Consider the following 23477-nt stretch of genomic DNA (forward strand, 5'->3'; position numbering starts at 1 on the left):
TCGCAGATTCGCCATTGCCAGGGGGTCACTTCACGGCCGGCGTCAGCGGCGATCAAATATTGTCAGGATTCTGCAAATCGGCGACACCTTCGGCAATCCGCCAGGCCTTCAGCAGTTCGGCCTTGCGGCGCGGATAGCGCTTGCCCTGCGGTTCCATGCGCTGGATACGGTCGGTACGGAAATTGCGGAAGTCGTTGCGCATCTCGCACCAGGCGGCGATCACCCGCACCCGATCGTAATAGCCGAGCGCGAAGGGCCAGATGCGGCGCTGGGTTTCGGCGCCCACCGCATCGACATAGCCGATATCGACCATATGTTCGTTGCGGATCGCCTTCCGGACCAGCGACAGGTCCACGGCGTCCTTGACCTCGTTGTAGGCCGGCGGGATCAGGAGATTCGAGCTTTCGAGCTTGGGTTTGAGGTCGTCGGGTAGAACGGCGGCGATCTTGGCGAGAACGTTCGCCGCGGCGCGCGACAATTCGCTGTCGGTGCGGTTCGCCACCCAGCGCGATCCCAGCACCAGGGCTTCGATTTCATCCTCTGAGAACATGAGTGGCGGCAAGAGAAACCCCGGCTTCAAAATGTAGCCCATTCCGGGCTCGCCTTCGATATCGGCTCCCTGCGCCTGCAATGTCGCGACATCGCGATAAAGCGTGCGCAAGCTCACCCCTGTCTCCTCGGCGAGCCGCTGGCCGCTGACCGGCCGGCGATGGCGCCTGAGCGTCTGGATGAGTTCGAGTAACCGTTCGGAGCGTGACATATGTTGCAACCTGTTTCCGGCAGTAACGTAGCCCGCAATGCTGTCATATTATGGCAGCATTGAACAGGCAGTTTTGGCTCGACACGTCAGGGTCGCCGCGATATGAGAGCGGCGTTTTCAATCGTTTGAAGAGGATGATCAGATGAACGCCAAGACCGAGAAACTGCTTTCGACCCTCCGCTTGCAGCCGGTCGTGCCGGTCATCATCATCGAAGATATCAAGTCGGCGGTGCCGCTTGCCCGGGCGCTGGTCGCGGGCGGCTTGAAGGCACTGGAAATCACGCTGCGCACCGCTGCCGGCCTCGATGCGATCAAGGCGATTGCCGAGGAGGTCGAAGGCGGTGTCGTCGGCGCCGGTACCGTGCTCGATGCCAGGCAATGGGACCTCGCGGTCAAGGCCGGCTCCAAGTTCATCGTCTCGCCGGGCGCCGGTACGTCGGTGCTCGATGCCGCGGACCAGAGCGACATTCCGCTGCTTCCGGGCACCGCCACGGCAACGGAGGTCATGCAGGTTCGCGATCGCGGCTACACCGTGATGAAGTTCTTCCCCGCCGAACAGGCCGGCGGCGCGCCCTATGTCAACGCGCTCGCCTCGCCGTTCGCCGGTATCCAGTTCTGCCCCACCGGCGGCATCTCGCTGAAGAACGCCATGGATTACCTGTCGCTATCTAACGTCGTCTGCGTCGGCGGTTCGTGGGTGGCACCGAAGGCCATGGTTGCCGCAGGCGATTGGGCCGGCATCACCAAGCTCGCGGCCGAGGCTGCGGCGCTTAGGGGCTGAACCGCCCGCTCGCAAAAACGTCCTCGCCCTTTGTAATACTCCCGCCTTGATCCTATGTTCTCCTCCGACCTAAAGAGGCCAACAGGAGGAATTCATGTTCGATGCGAGGAAGTTGCTGGACCAGTTCCTGGGTTCGCAGGTGCCGGGCGCCGGTGGATCGGTGCGGGATCGTGCGGGCCAGCTTGGCCAGATGGCAAAGGACAATCCGCTCGCGACGGGCGCCATCGCCGCGGTTCTGCTCGGCACCAGCACGGGCCGGCAACTGGGCGGTTCGGCGCTGAAGCTCGGCGGCCTTGCTGCAATCGCGGGTCTCGGCTACCAGGCCTACAAGAACTGGCAGGCTGGAAACGAACCGCAGCCGGCTGACGCATCGACGGCCGCCACATCAGAGCCGCAACTGCTTCCAGCCCCGGAGGGCACCGGCTTTCACGTCGATGATGCAGCCAACAATGCGGATTTTGCCGTCATACTCGTCCGCGCAATGATCGCTGCGGCGCGCGCCGATGGCCATATCGACGATGCCGAGCGCGAGGCCGTCCTTGGCAAGGTGCGGCTCGCCGGTCTTGGGGCCGATGCCGAAGCCTTTCTGGAAGGCGAGCTTTCCAATCCGGTCGATCTCGATACAATCATCGCCGCGGCAACGACCGACAGCCAGAAGGTGGAACTCTACACTGCGTCCCGCATCGCCATCGAGCCGGACGGCCGCGCCGAACGTGGCTATCTCGATATGCTGGCCGGCCGGCTTGGCCTTGCCGATGCCCTCATCGATCACATCGAGGCGACTGTCGCCAGCGCCAAGGTGGTATGATATCCATCAGTTGATTTCATTTGCCTATCAGGTTGCGCGGTGATGAAAATCGCCGCGCAACTCACATCCGCGAGTATCCATGGAAGACCTCAAGAACTGGAAGCCCCGTCCGGCCCCCGAGTCCGTTACGCTCAAGGGCCGTTTCGTCACCATCATTCCCTATGTCAGGTCGGAGCACGCGGAAGCGCTCTGGAACGCGCTGGGGGGTATCGGCACCAATGAGCGGCTGAAATATTTCGCGGCGCCCGATTTCGCCAATGCGGAAGACTTCGCCAATTGGCTCGACAACGTCAAGAAGGCCGGCTGGCTGACGGAACTCTTCATCGACAACAAGACCGGCGCGGTCGTCGGCATGGCGCATTACATGCGCGCCGATCCGGCCAATGGTGTCGTCGAAGTCGGCGGAGTGGCGCATGGGCTGGCCATGGCGCAATCGCCCATATCGACCGAGGTCCATTACCTCATGGCCAAGCATGTCTTCGACGATCTCGGCTACCGCCGCTACGAATGGAAATGCGACAATGCCAACGAGCCCAGCAAGGTGACGGCCAACCGCCTCGGCTTCAGCTTCGAGGGCGTTTTCCGCAAGCACATGCTCTCGCGCGGCAAAAACCGTGATACTGCATGGTATTCGATGATCGATGACGAATGGCCAGCCCTGAAGGCGGCGTTCGAAGCCTGGCTCGACCCGTCCAATTTCGATGCCGACGGCAACCAGAAGCGCAAGTTGACGGATATCAGGAGCAGCCAGTCGACATGACCGAAAACGGCAACCAGACGCGCAGCAATGCCATAGCGGCCGCGATCATCCTCGCGGCTGCGGCCATTCTGCTGTATTTCATGCCGAATATCGTGCTCGGTATCGGGAAGTTTTCGCCGGTTCTCGGCTTTGCCGTGGGTGCATTGATCATTCTCGCTTTTTTCGGCATTTTCTGGCTTCGCAGCCGCTATCGGAAATAGCGTTTCGCGCGATCACGCACATTTTCACAAGGGCGTGAGAATTGTTGTGAAACAACTGCGGGCGAAGACGCGTATAGGATGGCGGAAGCAATTTGCGAGGATCATTCCATGCCCGCCTATAAAGTGCCGCATATCCCATCTCTAGAGATCACACCCAAATCGCTTTATCTGAAGCGCCGGCAGTTCCTTGCGGGCGCCGTGGCGTCCGGGCTCGTCGGACTGGCCGGTAGCGATGCATCCGCCGCGCTCAACGCGAAGCAATCCACCTACATCGTCAACGACAAGATCACGCCAAAGGAAGATGCGACCACCTACAACAATTACTACGAGTTCGGCACCAACAAGGAGGATCCGGCGAAATATTCCGGCGATTTCAAGCCGATGCCATGGAAGATCAAGATCGACGGCATGGTCGGCAAGCCGATGGAGGTCGATGTCGGCGACCTGATCGCCAGGATGCCGCTCGAGGAACGGATCTACCGGTTCCGCTGCGTCGAGGCGTGGTCGATGGTCATTCCCTGGACCGGCTTCATGCTGTCCGATCTGCTCAAGCAGGTGGAACCGCTCGGTAGCGCCAAATACGTCGCCTTCCAGACGGCGCTGAGGCCCGAGGAAATGCCGGGCGTCGCCTATGCCGTGCTCGACTGGCCCTACAAGGAAGGCCTCAGGCTCGACGAAGCCATGCATCCGCTGACCATCATGGCCGTCGGCATGTATGGCGATCTGCTACCCAACCAGAACGGCGCGCCGATCCGGTTGGTCGTGCCGTGGAAATATGGCTTCAAGAACGTCAAATCGATCGACAGGATCACGCTGACCGACCAGCAGCCGGTAACGGCCTGGAACACGGCGGCGCCGGATGAGTATGGCTTCTATTCCAACGTCAACCCGGAGCGTGATCATCCGCGCTGGAGCCAGGCAAGCGAGCGGGTGCTCGGGCAGGGCGGCGGCTTCTTCGGCGGTGCCACGCGCCGCGACACGGAGAAGTTCAACGGTTACGGCGAGGAGGTCGCGTCGCTCTATACGGGCATGGACCTGATCGCGAACTATTGAGGCCGCAAATGTCGACGACAAGCACCGTAGCGGCAAAGCCGAAAAAGACCGATTATCCGAAACAGATCAACAAGACGCTGGCGAAAGTCTCGTCATGGTGGATCTATGGCTTCGGCCTCATTCCGGCGGCGTATTATTTCTATCTCGGCGCGGTCAACGAACTCGGTGCCAATCCGATCCAGACCTTCGAGCATCTCTTGGGAGAATGGGCGTTGCGGTTCCTCATCGTCACGCTGCTGGTCACGCCGCTGCGCGACCTGACGCGCGTCAATCTGTTCCGGTTCCGGCGGGCATTCGGGCTGCTCACCTTCTACTACGTGCTCTTCCACTTCCTGACCTATTTCATCCTCGATCGGGCGATGAACCTGCCGGTGATCTTCGTGGACGTCTTCAAGCGGCCCTATATCATTGTCGGCATGACGGCGTTTCTCTGCCTGATCGCGCTGGCAGCGACCTCGAACAACTGGGCGATCCGCGCGATGGGCAGCGCCTGGGGCAAGCTGCACAGGCTCGTCTATCTGATCGCCACGCTGGGCGTCGTCCACTTCTTCATGGCGGTCAAGAGCTGGCCACCGCGCCCCTTCGTCTATGCGACGATTATCACGGTGCTTCTGGGCTACCGGCTGGTCAGGCTGATCATGGATCAGCGGCGAACGGTCGCCGCATAGGCCTTTACCGCCTCGCCGAAGGCCTTGAAGAGTTTGCCGGACATCACGTCGCTTTCCACCCAGTATTCCGGATGCCACTGGACGCCGACGGCGAAGTTCTTGGCGTCGATCACCGACACCGCTTCGACCGTGCCATCATCCGCCACCGCCTCGACGGCAAGCCGGGGAGCGGTCTCGCCGATCGCCTGGCGGTGCAGCGAATTGACCTGGATTTCGCCGGCGCCCAGGGCGCTTGCGATGCAAGTGCCTTCCTTGATCTTCACCGGCTGGCGGATGACATACATGCCGTCGCGGGTGGGAACATCGGGCCGGCGGTGATCCCACATGCCCGGCTGGTCCTGGATCTCGGTTGCCAGCGTGCCGCCGAGCGCGACATTCAGTTCCTGGATGCCGCGGCAGATCGCCAGCAGTGGAATGCCGCGATCAATGGTGCGGCGGATCAGTTCCATCGAGGTCGCGTCACGCGCGGGGTCGTAGGGGCCGTCGGCTTCGGTCGCTTCCTTGCCGTAAAGCGAAGGATGCACATTGCTGCGTGAGCCGGAGAGCATCACGCCGTCGACGCGATCAAGGATCGAATCGATGTCGTTGCCCTCCATGAGGGCAGGTACGATGATCGCCGTCGCGCCGGTGCCTTTGACCACGGCATTGACATACTGGTTCGGCGTTGCGTGCCAGTAATAGCCCTCGATCTCGCGCGTATCGGCGGGAATGGCTATGATCGGGGTCGGCATCATTCAGCTCCAATGTCTTCTCTGCCTCTTCTTTGTGCAGACGAAACAGCCTGTCAACCCATTCGACGAAAAGACTATTCCGGCTGGCCAAGAAAATCGCCGCTTGCGCTTGAAAGCCCGGATTTTAAATGTTTAACCTCTCATGTGCTGCGGGGAGGCGAAGCACGAATGAGGAGACTTCCCCGCTAATGAATTCAAACGGGAGGAATTTCATGGATCGTCGCTCATTCTTCAAAAAGGCGGGTACAGCCGCCGTTGGCGCTGCTGCCGCCACCGCGCTGGCAGCACCCGCAATCGCGCAGGAAAACCCCAAAATCTCCTGGCGCCTCACCTCGTCATTCCCCAAGGGTCTCGACACGATCTATGGCGGCGGCGTCGATGTTGCCGACCAGGTGCGGGCAATGACCGATGGTGCTTTCGATATTCAGGTCTTCGCGGCCGGCGAGCTGGTTCCGGGTCTCGAAGCTGCCAACGCCTGCGGTGCCGGCACGGTCGAAATGGCCCATACCGTGGCCTATTACTATTACGGCAAGAACGCCGCTTATGCGCTCGCTTCGGCCATTCCTTTCGGCCTCAATGCGCGTATGCAGAACGCCTGGTACACGGCCGGCAACGGCAATACGCTCGTCAACGAGTTCATGGCGACCCAGAACCTCATCTCCTTCCCCGCCGGCAATACCGGCGTTCAGATGGGCGGCTGGTTCCGCAAGGAAATCAACACCGTCGCCGACCTGCAGGGCCTGAAGATGCGCATCGGAGGCCTGGCCGGCAAGGTTATGGAAAAGCTCGGCGTCGTGCCGCAGCAGCTTCCGGGCGGCGATATCTATCCGGCGCTCGAGAAGGGCACGATCGATGCGGCCGAATGGGTCGGTCCCTATGACGACAACAAGCTCGGCTTCAACAAGGTTGCCAAGTACTATTACTATCCCGGCTTCTGGGAAGGCGGCCCGGTCGTGCACGCGATGGTCAACCTCGAGAAATGGAACAGCCTGCCGAAGCACTATCAGGCGATTATCTCTGCGGCCTGCGCCTCGGCAAACTCCAACATGCTGGGCAAGTACGACGCCCGCAACGCCAAGGCACTCAAGGAACTGGTCGCCGGCGGCGCGGTGCTGAAGCCCTACAGCCAGGAAATCCTTGCTGCTGCCTATGATGCCGCGATTCAGACTTATGGTGAACTCTCGGCTGCCAATCCGGAGTGGAAAAAGATCTACGACGATCAGCTGGCGTTCAAGAAGGACTCCTATCTCTGGGCGCAGATCGGCGAATACACCTATGATACGTTCATGATGATCCAGCAGCGGTCCGGAAAACTCTGATTTTGCCGACTGCCCTTCGAACAGGAAGCCCGGGCGTCCCGGGCTTTTTCGTTTGGATTGTCTTTTAAAATCGATTTGATCGAACGAAAGCGCCCTTGGGTCGCATTGCGATTTTTTTTCGGCTGTGTAATGCCAATCCCCGGATAGGCTTCAATTTCCGCCGCATCCGGGATATTGCATGCAAGAGAGTGGCGGACGGCACGGATGGCTGCCGCCTTTGGAGAGAACGAGATGGCCGAACATCATTCCGGGCCCGTGGAAGTGGGCGCTTCCATGGATTATCCAGAACACCACAAGACCTACAAATTCTTCATCAACGCTGCGAAATACGGCGCGATGATGATCGGAGCGCTGATGATCGCCATGGCGGTCGGCTTCTTCTCGAGTGCCGGCTTTGTATTCTCGACGCTGCTTTTCGTCGTGCTGTCGGTCGTCGGCTTCTACCTACTCTGAATATCTGACGGAGGATTGACTTCTCCCTGCCGCCTTGATGGGCGGCAGCGAAAGCGTATGCTGATTTTTGCCGGGAGGGCATGGTGGCAGCAACAGTCTATATTTCGCGTGAAACCGTCGGGGGCGAGCCGCGCGTTGCGTGTTCGCCGGAAACGGTGAAGAAGATGAAGGCGCTTGGGCTCGATGTCGTGGTCGAGACAGGCGCCGGCACGCTTTCCCGCATTCCGGATGGCGAATATGAGAAGCTGGGCGCCCGGATCGGCTCGGCGACAGATGTCAAGACGGCCGATGTCGTGCTCAAGGTACGCCGGCCGGCGCCGAAGGAAATCAAGGCTTACAAGTCGGGCGCCATCGTCATTGCGATCATGGATCCCTATGGCAACGAGAAAGCCATCGCCGAGATGGCGTCTGCCGGTCTTTCGACCTTTGCCATGGAACTGATGCCGCGCATCACCCGCGCCCAATCCATGGACGTGCTTTCCTCGCAGGCCAATCTCGCCGGCTACCAGGCCGTGATCGATGCAGCCTCCGTCTATGACCGCGCCATGCCGATGATGATGACCGCCGCCGGCACCGTGCCCGCCGCCAAGGTCTTCGTGATGGGCGCGGGCGTTGCGGGCCTGCAGGCCATCGCCACCGCCCGCCGTCTTGGCGCCGTTGTTTCCGCCACCGACGTGCGCCCCGCCGCCAAGGAACAGGTCGCCTCGCTTGGCGGCAAGTTCATCGCGGTCGAAGACGATGAATTCAAGGCCGCCGAAACCGCGGCCGGTTACGCCAAGCCGATGTCCGCCGAATACCAGGCCAAGCAGGCGGCACTCGTCGCCGAGCACATCGCCAAGCAGGACATCGTCATCAGCACGGCGCTGATTCCCGGCCGGCCGGCGCCGCGTCTTGTCACCCGTAACATGCTGAAAGCCATGAAGCCGGGCTCCGTTGCCGTCGATCTGGCCATCGAGCGTGGTGGCAATATCGAGGGTGCCGTTGCCGATCAGGTCGCCGATGTCGAGGGCGTGCGTGTCATCGCCTATGCCAACGTGCCCGGCCGTATCGCCGCCTCGGCCTCGCTGCTCTACGCCAAGAACCTCGTCACCTTCCTCGAGACGCTGATCTCGAAGGAGACCAAGGAATTGACGATCAATCTCGACGACGAATTGGTCAAGGCGACCATGCTGACCCATGGCGGCCGGGTCGTGCATCCGAATTTCGGCGGCGCTGTGCCTGCCGCAGTCAAGGAGGGCTGAGGAAATGGCATCCGAAACCGTCAACCAGGCCCTCGACAATCTCGACAAGGCGGTCACCGCCGTCCGTGATGCCGTGGCGACCCAGCCGTCGATATCAGACGCCGCGCACGCCCTGTCCGGCGGCGTGATCGATCCCTTCGTCTTCCAGATGGCGATCTTCGTGCTGGCGATCTTCGTCGGCTATTATGTCGTCTGGTCGGTCACCCCGGCGCTGCACACGCCACTCATGGCGGTGACCAACGCGATCTCGTCGGTCATCGTGGTCGGCGCGCTGCTCGCCGTCGGCCTGTCGGTCAGCGGCATCGCCACCGGCATGGGCTTCGTGGCGTTGATCCTCGCCTCGATCAACATCTTCGGCGGCTTTCTCGTCACCCAGCGCATGCTCGCCATGTACAAGAAAAAAGACAAGTGAGGGCGGCCTAGATGTCAGTCAATATCGCAGCCTTCCTCTATCTTGTGTCCGGCGTGCTGTTCATCATGGCGCTGCGTGGCCTCTCGCATCCCTCGACCTCGCGCCAGGGCAACCGCTTCGGCATGGTCGGCATGGGGATCGCGATCCTCACGACCTTAGCGTTGACAACCCCGACGCTGACCGGCTGGGTGCTGATCATACTCGGCCTTGGCATCGGCGGTTCGATCGGTGCGGTCATCGCGCGCCGCATCGCCATGACATCCATGCCTCAGCTGGTCGCCGGCTTCCACAGCCTCGTCGGTCTTGCCGCCGTGCTGGTTGCCGCCGCGGCACTCTATGCGCCGTCGTCCTTCGGCATTGGCGAAGTGGGTCACATCCACGGCCAGGCGCTGGTGGAAATGTCGCTCGGCGTCGCCATCGGCGCCATCACCTTCACCGGCTCGATCATCGCCTTTCTCAAGCTCGATGGCCGGATGTCGGGCCGGCCGATCATGCTGCCGATGCGGCACGCGATCAACCTCGCGATCTTTGTCGGCATCGTGGTTCTGGTCGGGGTGCTGGTCGTCACCGAAAGCCATGTCGTCTTCTGGCTGATCGTGGCGCTGGCCCTGGCCTTCGGCGTGCTGCTGATCATCCCGATCGGCGGCGCCGACATGCCCGTCGTCGTCTCGATGCTGAATTCCTATTCCGGCTGGGCCGCCGCCGGCATCGGGTTTACGCTCGGCAACCTGGCACTGATCATCACCGGCGCGCTGGTCGGCTCGTCGGGTGCGATCCTCTCCTACATCATGTGCAAGGGCATGAACCGCTCGTTCATCTCGGTCATCCTCGGCGGCTTCGGCGGTGAGACGGGTGTTGCGGCGCAGGACACTTCGGACAAGCAGGTCAAGCTCGGCTCGGCCGAGGATGCGGCCTATCTGATGGCAAACGCCTCCAAGGTCATCATCGTGCCGGGCTACGGCATGGCTGTAGCCCAGGCCCAGCACGCGCTCCGCGAAATGGGCGACAAGCTCAAGGAAGCCGGCGTCGAGGTCAAATACGCGATCCATCCGGTCGCCGGCCGCATGCCGGGGCACATGAACGTGCTGCTCGCCGAAGCCAATGTGCCTTATGACGACGTCTTCGAACTCGAGGACATCAATTCCGACTTCGGGCAGGCCGACGTCGCCTATGTCATCGGCGCCAACGACGTCACCAATCCGGCGGCCCGCGACGACAAGACCTCGCCGATCTACGGCATGCCGATCCTCGACGTCGACAAGGCCAAGACCTGCCTGTTCGTCAAGCGCTCGCTCGGTTCTGGTTACGCCGGCATCGACAACACGCTGTTCTACAAGGACGGCACGATGATGCTGCTCGGCGACGCCAAGAAGGTCACCGAGGATATCGTCAAGGCGATGGCGCATTAAGCGACGTCACACGGTTGAATTCTCGAACCCGCCGCAACCCGGCGGGTTTTCTTTTGGCTTGGGTTCGATACTATGGTTCTTGCATTCTCAATTTATGTAGTTACATTAAATGAAGATCGTTTGGGATGAACCGAAGCGTGCCGCCAACCTCATCAAGCATAAGCTGGATTTTGCGGCGCTTGATGAAACGTTCTTTCTGACTGCCATTATCCGGCCTGCGAAACTCGGCAGGTTCCGTGCAATCGGGAGAATGGACGATGGTGCGATCGCGGTTATCTTCGCCCGGTTGGGCGTCGAAGGCCTCTCCGTAGTATCGATGCGCCCTGCCAATTCCAGGGAAAGAAAGGAACTCTCATGACCAAGGCCAAGACAATCGATGAGTTCCAGCCCGGCCGTGGCTATACGAAAGAGGACTGGGACGAGGTCAGCGATAATCCCGAATGGACCGAGGAAGATTTCAAGCTTGCCCGGCCCTTCGCGGAGGTGTTTCCGGATCTCGCTGCGAGTATCGCCCGCGGCCGCGGCCGGCCGAGCCTCGAAAGCCCGAAGAAGCAGGTCACGCTTCGCCTCGATGCCGATCTCATCGCCCGCTACAAGGCATCAGGCAAGGGTTGGCAGAGCCGGATCAACGACGATCTCAGGAAGGTCTGGGGACTCTAACGAAAGTCAGTTCGCGGCGGTCGCGGTTCTCGTCCGGGCCACGCCATCCATGGCCGGCTGATACTTCGGATCCAGCTTGAGCGCCTGGGCGTATGATCGATAGGCCTTCTTGAGGTTGCCCTGGCGTTCATAGATCAGAGCCTGGTTGGCCCAGGATTCGGCCAGGTTGCCATCCAGCGTGATGGCGGTGTTGAAGTCGGCGAACGCATTGTCGTTGTCGTTCAGCGCGGCATAGGAAATGCCGCGGCCGTTATACGGCTCGGCGGAATTCGGCGACAGCGAGATGGCGGTCGAGAAGTCCTCGATCGCCTTGGCATGGTTGCCGCGCCGCTGATAGATCAGGCCGCGATTGTGGTAGGCGCGGGGGTCGGTCGTATCGAGGCCGATGGCGCGATTGTAGTCGTTCATCGCCGCATCGAATTGTCCGGCCTGGCGATAAATGTTGCCGCGACCGATGAAGGCCACGTCGTAACGCGGGCTGAGCTGCAGCGCCGTGTTGTAGTCGGCCAGCGCGAGTTCGGCCTTGCCCTGGTTGCGGTAGATCAGGCCGCGATTCGCGTAGGCCTGGTAGAAGCGCGGATTGAGCTCGATGGCACGATTGAAGTCATCGAGCGCATCGCCGAATTGGCCGGCCCGGCCATAGGCGGAGCCGCGCGTATTGTAGCCTTCGGGATCGGACGGGTTGGAATTGATGACCGCGGTCAGGGATGCGATGTTCTGGTCGGAGCCCTGTTCCTTGTTGATGCGGATCGTATCGGTCGTATCGGTCGTTCCACAGGCGGCAACGCCGGCAGTGAGCATCGCTGATATGACCATGGTGCGCAGGACGCGCGCCGGTGCCCGCATACGCTGCGCCAAGGTCTCTTCGCTCACGCAAACGGCAGGGCTGTCGGTCATGATGTCTTCAACTTCCGGGGAACCGTTGCAGTTCCAGGCAATTCCAGGCCGCTGCAACAAAAAGGCGGCGGCGAATAGATCGCCCCCGCCACAGATACATTAGATTTCGTCAAAACGACGACAAATCACCGGGTCGGCGTCGGACGAGCCGGAGGACCAGCAATCAGGCCTTCGCGCTGCATGCGCTTGCGGGCCAGCTTGCGAACGCGGCGAACGGCTTCTGCCTTTTCACGAGCGCGCTTCTGGGAAGGCTTCTCGTAATAGTCGCGCATCTTCATTTCGCGGAAAATGCCTTCGCGCTGCATCTTCTTCTTGAGAGCGCGGAGCGCCTGATCAACATTGTTATCGCGAACCAGTACCTGCACGTGAATCCCGTTCCTTATCTCGAGTTGAAACTGCCGGAGGACTGTGTGTCCGGAAGCAAACAAAATTGTTCCGCCCGACCAGGAGCCGTGCGATTGACGGATGCGATAGCAGAAGCAGTGAACCAAGTCCAGTACCCGCATGCGCCTTTCGTCGAAAAATAGCCGGTTCTAATGTTCAATTCGTCGCTGGCGGTAGCGCGCTGTCAGGCGTCGCAAAAGAAACGTTGTCTCGTCACTAATTTTGCGATTTCCTGCGGCAAGAAAATTCGGCTGCAAGGTCATGGAGTTCCCCGGATGCGCAAATACTCGGTTTTCGCCGTTGCCCGCGAGGCTTTGAGAGGCCATAGCGGCTGGGAAAAGCAATGGACCTCGCCCGAGCCCAAGTCTGAATACGACGTCGTCATCATCGGCGCCGGCGGGCACGGCCTCGGCACGGCCTACTATCTCGCCAAGGAGCATGGCATCACCAATATCGCGGTGATCGAGAAGGGCTGGCTGGGCGGCGGCAATACCGGCCGCAACACCACGATCATCCGCTCGAACTATCTCTATGACGAAAGCGCCGGCATCTATAATCATGCGCTGAAAATGTGGGACAATCTCTCGCAGGATTTCAATTACAATGTGATGTATTCGCCGCGCGGCGTGATGATGCTGGCGCATAATGTGCATGACGTGCAGGTGCTCAAGCGGCATATCCACGCCAATCGCCTCAACGGCGTCGAGAACGAATGGCTGACACCCGAGGAAGCCAAGGAATATTGCCCACCGCTCAATATCTCGAAGACGGCACGCTATCCGGTGGTTGGTGCCACGCTGCAGCGCAAGGGTGGCACGGCCCGCCATGATGCGGTGGCTTGGGGTTATGCGCGCGGCGCATCCGATCGCGGTGTCGACATCATCCAGAATTGCGAAGTCACCGGCATCCGCCGCGGTCCAGATGGTTCGGTCCAGGGCGTCGAGACGTCGCGTGGCTATATCGGTGCCAAGAAAGTCGGCGTCGTGGCTGCCGGCCACACCTCGGTCGTCATGGAAATGGCCGGCGTCAAGCTGCCGCTGGTGTCCTATCCGCTGCAGGCACTGGTCTCCGAGCCGATCAAGCCGATCGTTCCCTGCGTGATCATGTCCAACACGGTGCATGCCTATATCTCGCAGTCCGACAAGGGCGAACTGGTCATCGGTGCCGGCACCGACCAGTATGCGTCCTATTCGCAGACCGGCGGGCTGCACATCATCAACCACACGCTCGATGCGATCTGCGAAATGTTCCCGATCTTCACCCGCATGAAGATGATGCGCTCGTGGGGCGGCATCGTCGACGTGACGCCGGACCGCTCGCCAATTCTCGCCAAGACGCCGGTCAAGGGCCTTTATGTGAACTGCGGCTGGGGCACCGGCGGCTTCAAGGCGACGCCTGGCTCGGCGCATGTCTTTGCCCACACGATCGCCCGCGACGAACCGCACCCGATCAACGCGCCGTTCAATCTCGACCGCTTCCGCAATGGCCGGTTGATCGACGAGGCGGCGGCGGCGGCGGTGGCGCACTAGATGATCGGCGCGTTGCCGGCGGCAGGTTTGATGATCCAGCCAGCTGGCTTCGTAGTGCCAGATGCTAGCGATGTGCGCTTTCAGGCGATCTCGCGGGCAAATGGTGAAAAGGACTGGCCGTTCGTTGCAGACAGTGGAAAGCTCGCTTGTGTCCGGATGTTTCCCGGACCGGTGGTGGTCTTCATACCAGACGGAGCCGCAGCCAAGGATCGGGGAGTCATATTGGACGCCAACCCCTACGCGATGATGATCAACAATTGGGGCGTGAAGAATGTGCTTCTGCCATACGACAAGCCCGAAGAACTGATTAGACGGATCGCGCCATTCGTGGCGCAAGGCCGGATGCTCTGTAAACACAATGATGGCCCGGTTGTCCCGGGCGCCGAACTTTAGATTAGGTGGAAGGCGATGCTCCTCATACACTGCCCCTATTGTCAGGAAGACCGTGCGGAACTCGAATTCCGCAACGGTGACGAGGCGCATATCCTGCGCCCGGAAAACATCACCGAGATCTCGGACGAAGAGTTCGAGAACTATTTCTTCCTGCGCGACAATCCCAAGGGCCTCGTCTTCGAGCGCTGGCGGCACGTCTCGGGCTGCGGCAAGTTCTTCCGCGCGGTCCGTCATACCGTCACCGACAAGTTCGTGATGACATACCGGCAGGACGAGCCGAAGCCCGACCAGGCGACGATCGACGCGCGCATGGCAGGAGGCGTAAAATGAGTGCAGCCAACCGTATATCGGGCAAGGGCCGCCTGACGCCCGCCAAGACCGCGCGCTTCACCTTCGACGGCCGCGTGCTCAATGCGCTGGAAGGCGATAGCGTCGCTTCGGCGCTGCTCGCCAACGGCATTCATCTGGCCGGACGTTCGTTCAAGTATCACCGGGCGCGCGGCATCCTCACCGCCGGTCCGGAGGAGCCCAACGCGTTGTTCGACATTTCGCGCGACGCCGGCCGGGCCACGCCCAACGTGCGCGGCACGATGCAGGAGGTCTATGACGGCCTGACCGTGAAGTCGCAGAACCGCTGGCCATCGCTCGCCTTCGATGTCAGTGGCTTCAACAATCTTCTGTCGCCCTTTTTCGCGGCCGGCTTCTACTACAAGACCTTCATGTGGCCGAAGGCCGCATGGAAGGCGATCTATGAACCCTTCATCCGCGAGGCCGCCGGTCTGGGCGTCGCGCCCAAGGAAGCCGATCCGGATCATTATTCCAATCGCTTCGCCCATTGCGATGTGCTGGTCGCCGGTGGCGGAGCAGCCGGCATCGCTGCGGCGCTTGCTGCGGCCGAAACCGGCGCCAGCGTCATCATTGCCGATGAACGCGCCGCATTCGGCGGTTCGCTGCATTTCGACACCGGTGTGACGATCGACGGACAGGAAGGCTTTGCCTGGGCGCAGGCGATGACGGCGAAGCTCGCCGCCATGCCGAATGTAACGGTGCTGACCCGCACCACGGTGTTCGGCTACTACGCGCAGAATTTCATCGGCCTGGTCGAGCGGGTTTCCGAACATCTCGCAAGCCCCGACAAGTCGCTGCCGCGCGAGCGGATGTGGCAGGTCCGCGCCAAGCGCGTGATCCTGGCGACAGGTGCGATCGAGCGGCACATGGTGTTCGACGGCAACGACCGGCCGGGCATCATGCTCGCCTCGGCCGCGCGCACTTATCTCAACCATTACGGTGTTGCCGTCGGCGCCAAGGTCGGCGTCTACACATCCCACGATTCGGCGTATGAAGCCGCCTTCGATCTCAAGGCCGCCGGCGTTCAGATTCCCGTGATTGTGGACGCCCGCGACAAGCCGGGCGAGGCGGTGCTGGCCAAGGCCCGCGAACTCGGCATCAATGTCCAGGCCGGTTCCTCGGTGCTCAAGACCGGTGGCAAGTTGCGGATCTCGTCGATAACAGTTGCCCGTCGCGGCATGCGCTCCGGCGAGAAGGTCAATGTCGACGCGCTGATGGTGTCGTCGGGCTGGACGCCGTCCGTGCATCTCTTCTCGCAGTCGCGCGGCAAGGTCGCCTTCGATGCCGAGCTTCAGCGCTTCCTGCCGGGCACTTATGCGCAGGATTGCCTGTCGGTCGGCGCCTGCAATGGCACCAATTCGCTCGAAGCCTCGATCGAGGAGGCGCTGGGCGCCGGCCAGTTGATGGCTGAGGCGACGGGCGCGACCGGTTCTTCGAGCCTTTCGATCAACGCCACGCAGGCCTTCGACTGGACCGGCGGCATGACCGGTGCGGCCGACGGCGCAGGCGCTGAGAATTCCTCCGCCAAGGCTTTCGTCGATTTCCAGCACGATGTCTGCGCCAAGGATATTCGCCTTGCGGTGCGCGAAGGTATGCATTCGATCGAGCATATCAAGCGCTACACCACCAACGGCATGGCCACCGACCAGGGCAAGACGTCCAATATCCACGGTCTCGCCATCGCAGCAGAAGCGCTCGGCAAGCCGATCCCGGAAGTGGGTCTCACCACGTTCCGCGCGCCCTATACGCCGGTGACCTTCGGCGCCATCGTTAACCATGCGCGCGGGCCGCTGTTCGACCCTGCACGCAAGACGCCGATGCACAAATGGGAAGAGGATCACGGCGCCGTCTTCGAGGATGTCGGCATCTGGAAGCGCGCCTGGTTCTATCCGAGGGCCGGCGAGAACATGCACCAGGCCGTCGACCGCGAGTGCAAGACGGTTCGCACCGTGGCGGGTGTCTTCGACGCCTCCACGCTCGGCAAGATTGAGGTCGTCGGGCCGGACGCTGCCAAGTTCATGAACGTCATGTACACCAACAGCTGGGACACGCTGAAGCCCGGCCGTTGCCGCTACGGTATCATGCTGCGCGAGGACGGCTTCGTCTATGACGATGGCGTCGTCGGACGGCTTGCCGAGGATCGTTTCCATGTGACGACCACGACGGGCGGTGCGCCGCGCGTCATGCAGCATATGGAAGATTATCTGCAGACCGAATTCCCCGACCTCAAGGTGTTCCTCACCTCGACCACCGAGCAATGGGCGGTCATCGCCGTGCAGGGTCCGAAGGCACGCGAGATCATCGAACCGCTGCTCGAGGGAATCGACATGTCGAACGAGGCCTTCCCGCATATGAGCGTCGTCGAAGGCAAGATCGCCGGCGTGCCGACGCGGCTGTTCCGCATGACCTTTGCCGGCGAACTCGGCTTCGAAGTTAACGTGCCCGCCGATTACGGCCATGCCGTGTGGGAAGCGATCTGGGCACGGGCCGAACCGCTCGGCGCCTGCGCCTATGGCACCGAGGCGATGCACATCCTGCGCGCCGAGAAGGGCTATATCATCGTCGGCCAGGACACGGATGGAACCGTGACGCCCGACGATGCCGGGCTCGGCTGGGCTGTCGGCAAAAAGAAGGCCGATTTCGTCGGCATCCGCGGCCTCAAGCGTCCGGACCTTGTCGCAGAGGGCCGCAAGCAGTTGGTCGGGCTCCGCACCAAGGATCCGAAGGAAGTGCTGGAGGAGGGGGCGCAGGTCGTCGCCGATCCCAATCAGCCGGTGCCGATGAAGATGCTCGGCCACGTGACGTCGTCCTACTGGTCGGAGAATTGCGGCCATTCGATCGCCATGGCGCTGGTCGCCGGCGGCCGCTCGAAGATGGGCCAGACGCTCTACGTGCCGATGGCCGATCGGGTGATCCCGGTCGAGGTCTGTGACGCCGTGTTCTATGACAAGGAAGGAGGCCGGATCAATGTCTGAGCTTGAAACCATGCGCCGCTCCGCGACTGCCGGCTTCCACGGCGGCTCCTCCGCCGTCAGCCTGACGACCGCACCGAACGCGGCCCGCGCCTCGCTGCGAGCCTATCCCGATGCGATTGCCGCGCTCTCGTCGGCGCTCGGCGTGTCCCTGCCGACCAAGCCAAAGGCTTCGGCGACAGGCAGCGGCATCACCGCGCTCTGGCTCGGGCCCGAGGAGTGGCTGCTGATCGGGCCGGACGGCACCGACTTCGTGGCGCTCGCCGCGAAGGCCAGCGTCTTCCATACGGCGGTCGATATTTCCCATCGCAACATCGCGATCATGGTCTCGGGACCGGGCGCCAAGGTGGCGATCAACTCGGCCTGCCCGCACGATCTCACGCAAGCAAGCTTCCCGGTCGACGCCTGCAGCCGCACGGTGTTCGGCAAGATGGAGATCGTGCTCCATCGCGAAAGCGAGGACACATATCGCGTCGAATGCTGGCGCTCGTTTGCGGATTATTGCTTCGGCATGCTTTGCGAAGGCGCGGCAGACGCGGCGCTTTGATTCGGGTCTCGGTATTCCATCTGCTAAGTTGCTTTGACAAGCAATCGGGGACTGCCGTCGATGCAAAATGCCAAGACCGCGATGCAAGGGGCAATCGAAGCCGCGCTTGCCGAGGCCGACAAAGGTATCTTCGTGTCGCAGGAAGCTGTTGATCGATGGATGGAATCCTGGGGCACTGAAAATGAGTTGCCAATGCCCGAGCCGGATATTTTTCCAGAGGGTTATAAGAGCGGCGATTAGGCGTTCGATATCCGCCGCTCGAGACATCATCAATCCCCCGATCCCAAAAACACCGCCACCGAGCGCGCATCCACCGTCAGCCCGCTTCCGAGCAGGGTCTTCCACTTCTTCGCGCCGCCGGGGAGCGCGAAGCGGCGGGATTCCTCGGTGCGGTTGAAGGCGATGGCGAGGCGGCAGGCTGCGCCGGTCTCGCGATCGGTGGTGCTGAGGAGCATTGCCAGGAAGCCGTTCGACGTGTCTTCCCAATCGGGGATTTCCATCGGTTCGCCGCGCGGGCTCAGCCATGTCACCTCGTCGCTTTCGCCGAAGAAATGGGTTTCGGAAAACACCACGAAGCGGTTGCGGATCGCCGACAGCGCCGCGACATGGGCGATCAGGTCTTCGTCGGCATGCGGCCAGTCGAGCCAGGTCAGTTCGTTGTCCTGGGCATAGGCGTTGTTGTTGCCCTGCTGGGTGCGGCCGAATTCGTCGCCGGCCATCAGCATGACGGTGCCGCGGCTAACGAATAGCGTGGAAAGCAGGGCCTTGACGTCAGCGAGGCGGCGCTTCTGCGTGACCAGATCCTCGGACTCACCCTCGACGCCGTTGTTCCAGGAATAGTTTTCGTTGTGGCCGTCGCGATTATGTTCGCCGTTGAGATCATTGTGCTTTTTCTCGAAGGAGACGAGGTCCCGGAGCGTGAAACCATCGTGGGCCGCGACGAAATTGACGGTGCGGGTGCGGGTCGCGCCGTTCTTCTGGAAGATATGCGACGAGCCGGCGAGCACGGTGGCGAGGTCGCCGATCTTGTGGCCGTCGCCGCGCCAGAACATGCGCAGCGTGTCGCGCGCCCAGTCGTTCCATTCGAGAAAGCGATCGGGGAAGTTGCCGAGCTGGTAGCCGCCATAGCCGATATCCCAGGGCTCGGCGATCAGGATACGATCGGCGAGCACAGGGTCCTCGATCATGTCGGTGATGAGTTGGGCTCTCGCCGAGAAGCCATGGATATCGCGGCCCATGATCGGGGCGAGATCGAAGCGGAAACCGTCGATCCCGGCAAAGGTCACGAAATGCCTGAGCGTATCGAGCACCAGTTCGCGGACCACCGGGTTGTCGCAGGCGAGCGTGTTGCCGGTGCCGGTGTCGTTGACCAGCAGGCCGGGATGACCCTCCGGAGCGCGATAATAGGTGAGGCTGTCGAGGCCACGCATCGAGACGGTCGCTCCGAGCTGGTCGCTCTCGCCGGTGTGGTTGAAGACGAGATCGAGGATGACGCCGATATTCTCCGCGTGAAGGGCCGCGACTGTCTCGGCCAGCTCGGTGATGCCGCCGGGGCAGAGGCGCGGCTCTAGCGCCATCATGGCGATCGGATTGTAGCCCCAGCTGTTCCTGAGCCCGAGCGGCGGCAGGTGGCGCTCGTCGATCCAGGCGGTAATCGGCATCAGCTCGACCGCGGTTACGCCGATGCGCTTGAGATGGGCGATGATGGCGGGATGGGCGAGCGCCTTGATCGTGCCGCGTTCGGCCTCGGGGATATCAGGATGACGCATGGTGAGCGCGCGGACATTGACCTCGTAAACCAGGCCGCCTTCATGGAACCGCGCCGGCTGATGGGCGACCGGTTCGAGCGTCGTGATGACCGATTTGGGTACCAGGTCCTCGGTCTCGGTGCCGTAGGTCGAGAGGTCGGGCGAATAGGTGAAGGGACGGTCGAGGATCACCGCGTAGGGATCGACCAGAAGCTTTGACGGATCGTACCATTGGCCATGTTCGGGTGCGTAGATGCCGTGCGCCCGGTAGCCGTAATGCATGCGGGCATGGGCGCCTTTCACGTTGATCTGCCAGGTGTGATCGTCCTGGCGGTCCATCGGCAGGCGGCAGATTTCATGGCCGCCGCGATCGGCGAAAAGGCAGAGTTCGACCTTGCTGGCATTGCGGGAGAAGATCGTAAAATCCACACCTTGCGGTGTAATGGCAACGCCGGGTTTGGGCATGGACGGGCACTCGCGGGGTCAAAGGCTTGGAGGTCGAATGTTAATGAAATCGCCGGGAGAGGGAAGCGAATAGTTTGTGACAAGGGGTGGGGCAGCGAGTAGCGAATAGTCAGTAGTCATATGGGCATTCGCGGCACCCCCCTCTGCCCTGCCGGGCATCTCCCCCACAAGGAGGGAGAATGGCTAGAGGCGCCAACCCTGCCCAAAATCGAATGTCGAGTGCTAAGCAACGACTGATCAATTGGGGCAATGAGCGTGCCGCCTGCCATTCTCCCCACCTGTGGGGGAGATGCCCGGCAGGGCAGAGGGGGGCGAACTGGCCGCGACGAAAATGATTGTCCCATCTTCCCTCAAAACACATCTCCGCATTCACGCGAGCCGTTCCGCCCCGTGTCTTGACCATGCACGTCCCCGATCCCTTCGCTTGGGCAAAGAGGATCGGCCGGGGCACGTCTCCGTGCCAAGGTAATAGGCCGCCTCGCGGCAGCCGGTTAAGACACGTCGCCGTGCCCCGTCAAGCGGTGTGCTCCATCCTAGAACTCGCCAGCTCTGCGCCCGTTGTCCCGCAGCCTTTGAGGAGCCTTGGGGAACGGGCATGTGCACATGACCAATGTGCGTCCGGGTCGAGGCCTTGCGGCTTCGGCCCAGAGGGCTGGCCCTTCTCTCGGACGCCCCGCATGGAGACTTACGTCTCTTCTCCATGAAGGTCACCGGTCCCGCCTCGCCCTGACGCCTCAGGGTGTAGCCGATACGGAACGGCAGGGAGTATGGCACGGAGTTGGGGATTTGGGAAGATGGATGAGGAATGTTTTCCTATATTGAGATGTGAGCGATTGATTTGGTGCGACGAAAATAAACGTGCGTGCTTCGCTGTCGTTCAAGAAAGACCCCGCCCCGCACCCCTCCCCACAAGGGGGAGGGGCCAACCCGGAGCGCTCCTGCTGCCCAATGCAACGTCGATGCGTGCAGAAGCGGTTCGGTTCAAGTGAAGAGGGTGCGCTGGGTTAAGCCCCTCCCCCTTGTGGGGAGGGGTGGGGGCGGGGTCTTTCTTAGACTTAAGCAGCTTGCGGCACCGGCGCCGCTGTCTTCGGCTTGGTGAGAAACAGCACCGACATAGCCGCGACGACACACGCAATGCCGGCAATATAGAGGGCGGGCATGTAGGTCAGCGTGTCGGTGCGGAGCATGCCGGCGCCGAGGGCTGCGGTACCCGCGCCCAGCTGGTGGCCGGCGAAGACCCAGCCGAAGACCAGGCCTGCGCGTTCGCAACCGAAACGTTCGGCGGCGAGCTTGACGGTCGGCGGAACGGTCGCGACCCAATCGAGGCCGTAGAAGACGGCGAAGACCGAGAGTTCGACGACGGAGAAACCGGACAGCGACAGATAGACCAGCGACAGGCCGCGCAGGCCATAGAACCAGAACAGCAGCCAGCGATTGTCATAGCGATCCGACAGCCAGCCGGCGAAGACGGTGCCGATGAAATCGAAGATGCCGATGACCGCGAGCGTGCCGGCGGCGCTGACCGGCGCGATGCCGAAATCGCCGCAGATGGAAATCCAGTGGGTCTGGATCAGGCCATTCGTCGAGAGGCCGCAGACGAAGAAGGTGCCAAACAGGACCCAGAAGGTCGCGGTCTTCGAGGCATCGCGGAGGGCTGCGAGCGGCGAGAGCGCCAGTTGCGCGAAGGATGTGTTGCGGGCCGGGGGCGGCGTGACGTTGTTGTCGCCATAGGCGGGCAGGCCGACATCGGCGGGGTAATCGCGCATCAGCAAGAGCACCAGCAGCATGGCGGCGACGATGACAACCGTGACGAAGGTGAGCGCCGTGCGCCAGCCATAGACCTCGGTGAGGCTGGCGAGCAGCGGCAGGAAGACCAACTGGCCGGTGGCGTTGCTCGCCGTCATCAGGCCGACGACCAGGCCGCGGCGGGCGGAGAACCAGCGGGTGGCGATGGTGGCGCCAAGCACCAGCGCCGTCATGCCGGTGCCGACGCCGAGGACGACGCCCCATAGAGCCATCAATTGCCAGAGCTCGGTCATGAACAGCGAGGCGACGATGCCGCCTGATATCATGATCAGTGCGGTCGAGACCACCTGGCGGATGCCGAAAGTGTTCATGAAGGCGGCGGCGAAAGGACCGAGCAGGCCGAAGAGCACGAGACGGATCGCCATGGCGGACGATATTTCGGCGGTGGTCCAGCCGAATTCGGTACGAAGCGGCTCGATCATCACGCCGGCCGAGCCCATGGCGCCGGCGGTCGCCAGCATGGTGAGGAAGGTGGTGGCCGCGACGACCCAGCCGTAATGGATCCGGCGGCGCTCGAGCGTGGCGGCAAGCCGTGTGGAAATCATGTAAGTCACCTCTCATGCGCCGCGCCGCGGCTGTTGGAATTTGCGGGTATATACCCGCAATGAAGTCAAAAAATCAGATGGCTTCGAGCAGTTCGCTCAACTGCCGGGAATGTTCGGGCCCGAGACGGTCCTCGATCTGGACCTGGACATCGTGCCAGATGGGTTCGGTCTTCACGAGCAGTGCCTTGCCTTCCGCCGTGAGCGACAGCGCCGCTTCGCGGTGGTCGGCGCCGGTGGCAGTGGCGACGATACCCATGCGCTCCAGCACCTTCATGTTGCGGCCGACAGTCGAGCGATCGAGATCGAGCTTGTCGGCGAGATCGGTGAGCGAGATCGGCTCGTGGCGGATGATGTTGCGGATGGCCGAGAACTGGGCGATATTGATGCCATAAGGCGCCAGCGCCTCGTCATAGACGGCGGAGATGCGGCGCGAGGCCTTGCGGAGGACGATGCAGTAGCAAGCGTTCGACATGGTACGGGTATATACCCGCATGTCGCGGGTTTGGCAAGAGGGGTTCTTTGGGGGATGGCTGATATTGGGGTTTGCCCCTCATCTGCCTGCCGGCACCTTCTCCCCGCTCGCGGGGA

At 61.8% G+C, this 23477-nt stretch carries 26 protein-coding genes; 19 read left to right on the top strand and 7 right to left on the bottom strand.

Translation table 11 applies throughout. From position 1 onward, the window contains the following. Positions 1-52: 52 nt before the first annotated feature. On the bottom strand, positions 53-760 hold the full coding sequence (locus ACSQ26_RS28065; protein WP_436014814.1) for a helix-turn-helix transcriptional regulator: 708 nt from the start codon (positions 758-760) through the stop codon (positions 53-55). A 142-nt stretch (positions 761-902) separates the two neighbouring features. On the opposite strand from ACSQ26_RS28065, the gene ACSQ26_RS28070 reads away from it, so the two are divergent. From ACSQ26_RS28070 to msrQ, 6 genes are all read left to right on the top strand, one after another. After that, a complete protein-coding gene (locus ACSQ26_RS28070) occupies positions 903-1541 on the top strand; it encodes a 2-dehydro-3-deoxy-phosphogluconate aldolase (RefSeq protein ID WP_436014816.1) in 639 nt (212 codons plus the stop codon). 94 nt (positions 1542-1635) lie between these two features. Next, a complete protein-coding gene (locus tag ACSQ26_RS28075; protein WP_436014818.1) occupies positions 1636-2349 on the top strand; it encodes a tellurite resistance TerB family protein in 714 nt (237 codons plus the stop codon). A 79-nt stretch (positions 2350-2428) separates the two neighbouring features. Further along, positions 2429-3109, top strand: a complete 681-nt coding sequence (locus tag ACSQ26_RS28080; RefSeq protein WP_436014820.1) for a GNAT family N-acetyltransferase — start codon at positions 2429-2431, stop codon at positions 3107-3109. Beyond that, complete coding sequence (locus ACSQ26_RS28085) at positions 3106-3309, top strand: hypothetical protein (RefSeq protein WP_436014822.1); 204 nt, start codon at positions 3106-3108, stop codon at positions 3307-3309. Before ACSQ26_RS28080 ends, ACSQ26_RS28085 begins: the two co-directional genes overlap by 4 nt. 108 nt (positions 3310-3417) lie before the next feature. Then, positions 3418-4362, top strand: coding sequence for a protein-methionine-sulfoxide reductase catalytic subunit MsrP (gene msrP, locus ACSQ26_RS28090; RefSeq protein ID WP_436014824.1), 945 nt, complete (start codon positions 3418-3420; stop codon positions 4360-4362). Positions 4363-4370: 8 nt separating this feature from the next. After that, positions 4371-5030 carry a protein-methionine-sulfoxide reductase heme-binding subunit MsrQ gene (gene msrQ, locus ACSQ26_RS28095; protein WP_436014826.1) on the top strand — a complete coding sequence of 220 codons (660 nt, stop codon included), beginning with the start codon at positions 4371-4373 and terminating at the stop codon, positions 5028-5030. On the opposite strand, the gene ACSQ26_RS28100 is transcribed toward msrQ, so the two are convergent. Next, positions 5006-5761 carry a gamma-glutamyl-gamma-aminobutyrate hydrolase family protein gene (locus ACSQ26_RS28100; protein WP_436014828.1) on the bottom strand — a complete coding sequence of 252 codons (756 nt, stop codon included), beginning with the start codon at positions 5759-5761 and terminating at the stop codon, positions 5006-5008. The two genes, msrQ and ACSQ26_RS28100, sit on opposite strands and share 25 nt — an antisense overlap. A gap of 212 nt (positions 5762-5973) precedes the next feature. Between ACSQ26_RS28100 and ACSQ26_RS28105 the strand changes: the two genes are divergently transcribed. The 7 genes from ACSQ26_RS28105 to ACSQ26_RS28135 all read left to right on the top strand — a co-directional run bounded on the left by ACSQ26_RS28105 (position 5974) and on the right by ACSQ26_RS28135 (position 11255). Beyond that, a complete protein-coding gene (locus tag ACSQ26_RS28105; protein ID WP_436014830.1) occupies positions 5974-7080 on the top strand; it encodes a TRAP transporter substrate-binding protein in 1107 nt (368 codons plus the stop codon). A 231-nt stretch (positions 7081-7311) separates the two neighbouring features. Beyond that, positions 7312-7533, top strand: a complete 222-nt coding sequence (locus ACSQ26_RS28110; RefSeq protein WP_436014832.1) for an aa3-type cytochrome c oxidase subunit IV — start codon at positions 7312-7314, stop codon at positions 7531-7533. An 80-nt stretch (positions 7534-7613) separates the two neighbouring features. Beyond that, complete coding sequence (locus ACSQ26_RS28115; RefSeq protein WP_436014834.1) at positions 7614-8774, top strand: Re/Si-specific NAD(P)(+) transhydrogenase subunit alpha; 1161 nt, start codon at positions 7614-7616, stop codon at positions 8772-8774. A gap of 4 nt (positions 8775-8778) precedes the next feature. Beyond that, positions 8779-9186, top strand: a complete 408-nt coding sequence (locus ACSQ26_RS28120; protein ID WP_436014836.1) for an NAD(P) transhydrogenase subunit alpha — start codon at positions 8779-8781, stop codon at positions 9184-9186. 11 nt (positions 9187-9197) lie between these two features. Then, complete coding sequence (locus ACSQ26_RS28125; protein ID WP_436014838.1) at positions 9198-10595, top strand: NAD(P)(+) transhydrogenase (Re/Si-specific) subunit beta; 1398 nt, start codon at positions 9198-9200, stop codon at positions 10593-10595. 109 nt (positions 10596-10704) lie between these two features. Then, on the top strand, positions 10705-10953 hold the full coding sequence (locus tag ACSQ26_RS28130; protein ID WP_436014840.1) for a BrnT family toxin: 249 nt from the start codon (positions 10705-10707) through the stop codon (positions 10951-10953). After that, positions 10950-11255 carry a BrnA antitoxin family protein gene (locus tag ACSQ26_RS28135; protein WP_436014842.1) on the top strand — a complete coding sequence of 102 codons (306 nt, stop codon included), beginning with the start codon at positions 10950-10952 and terminating at the stop codon, positions 11253-11255. Before ACSQ26_RS28130 ends, ACSQ26_RS28135 begins: the two co-directional genes overlap by 4 nt. Before the next feature lie 6 nt (positions 11256-11261). Here ACSQ26_RS28135 and ACSQ26_RS28140 read toward each other — a convergent pair whose 3' ends face one another. Beyond that, positions 11262-12101 carry a tetratricopeptide repeat protein gene (locus ACSQ26_RS28140; protein WP_436015512.1) on the bottom strand — a complete coding sequence of 280 codons (840 nt, stop codon included), beginning with the start codon at positions 12099-12101 and terminating at the stop codon, positions 11262-11264. Between the two features lie 176 nt (positions 12102-12277). Continuing rightward, positions 12278-12517: a 30S ribosomal protein S21 gene (gene rpsU / locus ACSQ26_RS28145; RefSeq protein ID WP_258162908.1), complete on the bottom strand. Its 240-nt coding sequence runs from the start codon at positions 12515-12517 to the stop codon at positions 12278-12280. Positions 12518-12811: 294 nt separating this feature from the next. Here rpsU and ACSQ26_RS28150 point away from each other — a divergent pair, with 294 nt between their 5' ends. The 6 genes from ACSQ26_RS28150 to ACSQ26_RS28175 are packed head-to-tail and all read left to right on the top strand — an operon-like array spanning position 12812 to position 18565. Beyond that, complete coding sequence (locus ACSQ26_RS28150) at positions 12812-14065, top strand: sarcosine oxidase subunit beta (RefSeq protein WP_436014844.1); 1254 nt, start codon at positions 12812-12814, stop codon at positions 14063-14065. Further along, positions 14066-14458, top strand: coding sequence for a hypothetical protein (locus ACSQ26_RS28155; protein ID WP_436014846.1), 393 nt, complete (start codon positions 14066-14068; stop codon positions 14456-14458). A 15-nt stretch (positions 14459-14473) separates the two neighbouring features. Further along, positions 14474-14788, top strand: a complete 315-nt coding sequence (locus ACSQ26_RS28160; RefSeq protein ID WP_258158567.1) for a sarcosine oxidase subunit delta — start codon at positions 14474-14476, stop codon at positions 14786-14788. Beyond that, complete coding sequence (locus tag ACSQ26_RS28165) at positions 14785-17781, top strand: sarcosine oxidase subunit alpha (RefSeq protein ID WP_436014850.1); 2997 nt, start codon at positions 14785-14787, stop codon at positions 17779-17781. Before ACSQ26_RS28160 ends, ACSQ26_RS28165 begins: the two co-directional genes overlap by 4 nt. Then, on the top strand, positions 17774-18325 hold the full coding sequence (locus ACSQ26_RS28170; protein WP_436014852.1) for a sarcosine oxidase subunit gamma: 552 nt from the start codon (positions 17774-17776) through the stop codon (positions 18323-18325). The genes ACSQ26_RS28165 and ACSQ26_RS28170 overlap by 8 nt, the downstream gene beginning before the upstream one ends. 60 nt (positions 18326-18385) lie before the next feature. Next, positions 18386-18565 carry a hypothetical protein gene (locus ACSQ26_RS28175; protein ID WP_436014854.1) on the top strand — a complete coding sequence of 60 codons (180 nt, stop codon included), beginning with the start codon at positions 18386-18388 and terminating at the stop codon, positions 18563-18565. Positions 18566-18594: 29 nt separating this feature from the next. On the opposite strand, the gene glgX is transcribed toward ACSQ26_RS28175, so the two are convergent. The 3 genes from glgX to ACSQ26_RS28190 form a co-directional block, all read right to left on the bottom strand. Further along, the gene (gene glgX, locus ACSQ26_RS28180) at positions 18595-20538 is read right to left on the bottom strand and encodes a glycogen debranching protein GlgX (RefSeq protein WP_436014856.1); all 1944 of its coding nucleotides are present in this window, start codon (positions 20536-20538) and stop codon (positions 18595-18597) included. A gap of 1055 nt (positions 20539-21593) precedes the next feature. Further along, entirely contained in the window at positions 21594-22889 is a 1296-nt protein-coding gene (locus ACSQ26_RS28185; protein ID WP_436014858.1) for an MFS transporter, read from the bottom strand. A gap of 73 nt (positions 22890-22962) precedes the next feature. After that, entirely contained in the window at positions 22963-23361 is a 399-nt protein-coding gene (locus ACSQ26_RS28190) for a MarR family winged helix-turn-helix transcriptional regulator (protein WP_436014860.1), read from the bottom strand. Positions 23362-23477 lie beyond the last annotated feature (116 nt).

Origin of the sequence: Rhizobium sp. LjRoot254, from assembly GCF_964254105.1 — a bacterium.
GTDB lineage: Bacteria > Pseudomonadota > Alphaproteobacteria > Rhizobiales > Rhizobiaceae > Rhizobium_E.

Excerpts from the sequence above, each read along its gene's own strand:
- ACSQ26_RS28065 (WP_436014814.1), bottom strand. The coding sequence starts at position 760 with ATGTCACGCTCCGAACGGTTACTCGAACTCATCCAGACGCTCAGGCGC.
- ACSQ26_RS28070 (WP_436014816.1), top strand. The coding sequence starts at position 903 with ATGAACGCCAAGACCGAGAAACTGCTTTCGACCCTCCGCTTGCAGCCG.
- ACSQ26_RS28075 (WP_436014818.1), top strand. The coding sequence starts at position 1,636 with ATGTTCGATGCGAGGAAGTTGCTGGACCAGTTCCTGGGTTCGCAGGTG.
- ACSQ26_RS28080 (WP_436014820.1), top strand. The coding sequence starts at position 2,429 with ATGGAAGACCTCAAGAACTGGAAGCCCCGTCCGGCCCCCGAGTCCGTT.
- ACSQ26_RS28085 (WP_436014822.1), top strand. The coding sequence starts at position 3,106 with ATGACCGAAAACGGCAACCAGACGCGCAGCAATGCCATAGCGGCCGCG.
- msrP (WP_436014824.1), top strand. The coding sequence starts at position 3,418 with ATGCCCGCCTATAAAGTGCCGCATATCCCATCTCTAGAGATCACACCC.
- msrQ (WP_436014826.1), top strand. The coding sequence starts at position 4,371 with ATGTCGACGACAAGCACCGTAGCGGCAAAGCCGAAAAAGACCGATTAT.
- ACSQ26_RS28100 (WP_436014828.1), bottom strand. The coding sequence starts at position 5,761 with ATGCCGACCCCGATCATAGCCATTCCCGCCGATACGCGCGAGATCGAG.
- ACSQ26_RS28105 (WP_436014830.1), top strand. The coding sequence starts at position 5,974 with ATGGATCGTCGCTCATTCTTCAAAAAGGCGGGTACAGCCGCCGTTGGC.
- ACSQ26_RS28110 (WP_436014832.1), top strand. The coding sequence starts at position 7,312 with ATGGCCGAACATCATTCCGGGCCCGTGGAAGTGGGCGCTTCCATGGAT.
- ACSQ26_RS28115 (WP_436014834.1), top strand. The coding sequence starts at position 7,614 with ATGGTGGCAGCAACAGTCTATATTTCGCGTGAAACCGTCGGGGGCGAG.
- ACSQ26_RS28120 (WP_436014836.1), top strand. The coding sequence starts at position 8,779 with ATGGCATCCGAAACCGTCAACCAGGCCCTCGACAATCTCGACAAGGCG.
- ACSQ26_RS28125 (WP_436014838.1), top strand. The coding sequence starts at position 9,198 with ATGTCAGTCAATATCGCAGCCTTCCTCTATCTTGTGTCCGGCGTGCTG.
- ACSQ26_RS28130 (WP_436014840.1), top strand. The coding sequence starts at position 10,705 with ATGAAGATCGTTTGGGATGAACCGAAGCGTGCCGCCAACCTCATCAAG.
- ACSQ26_RS28135 (WP_436014842.1), top strand. The coding sequence starts at position 10,950 with ATGACCAAGGCCAAGACAATCGATGAGTTCCAGCCCGGCCGTGGCTAT.
- ACSQ26_RS28140 (WP_436015512.1), bottom strand. The coding sequence starts at position 12,101 with ATGCGGGCACCGGCGCGCGTCCTGCGCACCATGGTCATATCAGCGATG.
- ACSQ26_RS28150 (WP_436014844.1), top strand. The coding sequence starts at position 12,812 with ATGCGCAAATACTCGGTTTTCGCCGTTGCCCGCGAGGCTTTGAGAGGC.
- ACSQ26_RS28155 (WP_436014846.1), top strand. The coding sequence starts at position 14,066 with ATGATCGGCGCGTTGCCGGCGGCAGGTTTGATGATCCAGCCAGCTGGC.
- ACSQ26_RS28160 (WP_258158567.1), top strand. The coding sequence starts at position 14,474 with ATGCTCCTCATACACTGCCCCTATTGTCAGGAAGACCGTGCGGAACTC.
- ACSQ26_RS28165 (WP_436014850.1), top strand. The coding sequence starts at position 14,785 with ATGAGTGCAGCCAACCGTATATCGGGCAAGGGCCGCCTGACGCCCGCC.
- ACSQ26_RS28170 (WP_436014852.1), top strand. The coding sequence starts at position 17,774 with ATGTCTGAGCTTGAAACCATGCGCCGCTCCGCGACTGCCGGCTTCCAC.
- ACSQ26_RS28175 (WP_436014854.1), top strand. The coding sequence starts at position 18,386 with ATGCAAAATGCCAAGACCGCGATGCAAGGGGCAATCGAAGCCGCGCTT.
- glgX (WP_436014856.1), bottom strand. The coding sequence starts at position 20,538 with ATGCCCAAACCCGGCGTTGCCATTACACCGCAAGGTGTGGATTTTACG.
- ACSQ26_RS28185 (WP_436014858.1), bottom strand. The coding sequence starts at position 22,889 with ATGATTTCCACACGGCTTGCCGCCACGCTCGAGCGCCGCCGGATCCAT.
- ACSQ26_RS28190 (WP_436014860.1), bottom strand. The coding sequence starts at position 23,361 with ATGTCGAACGCTTGCTACTGCATCGTCCTCCGCAAGGCCTCGCGCCGC.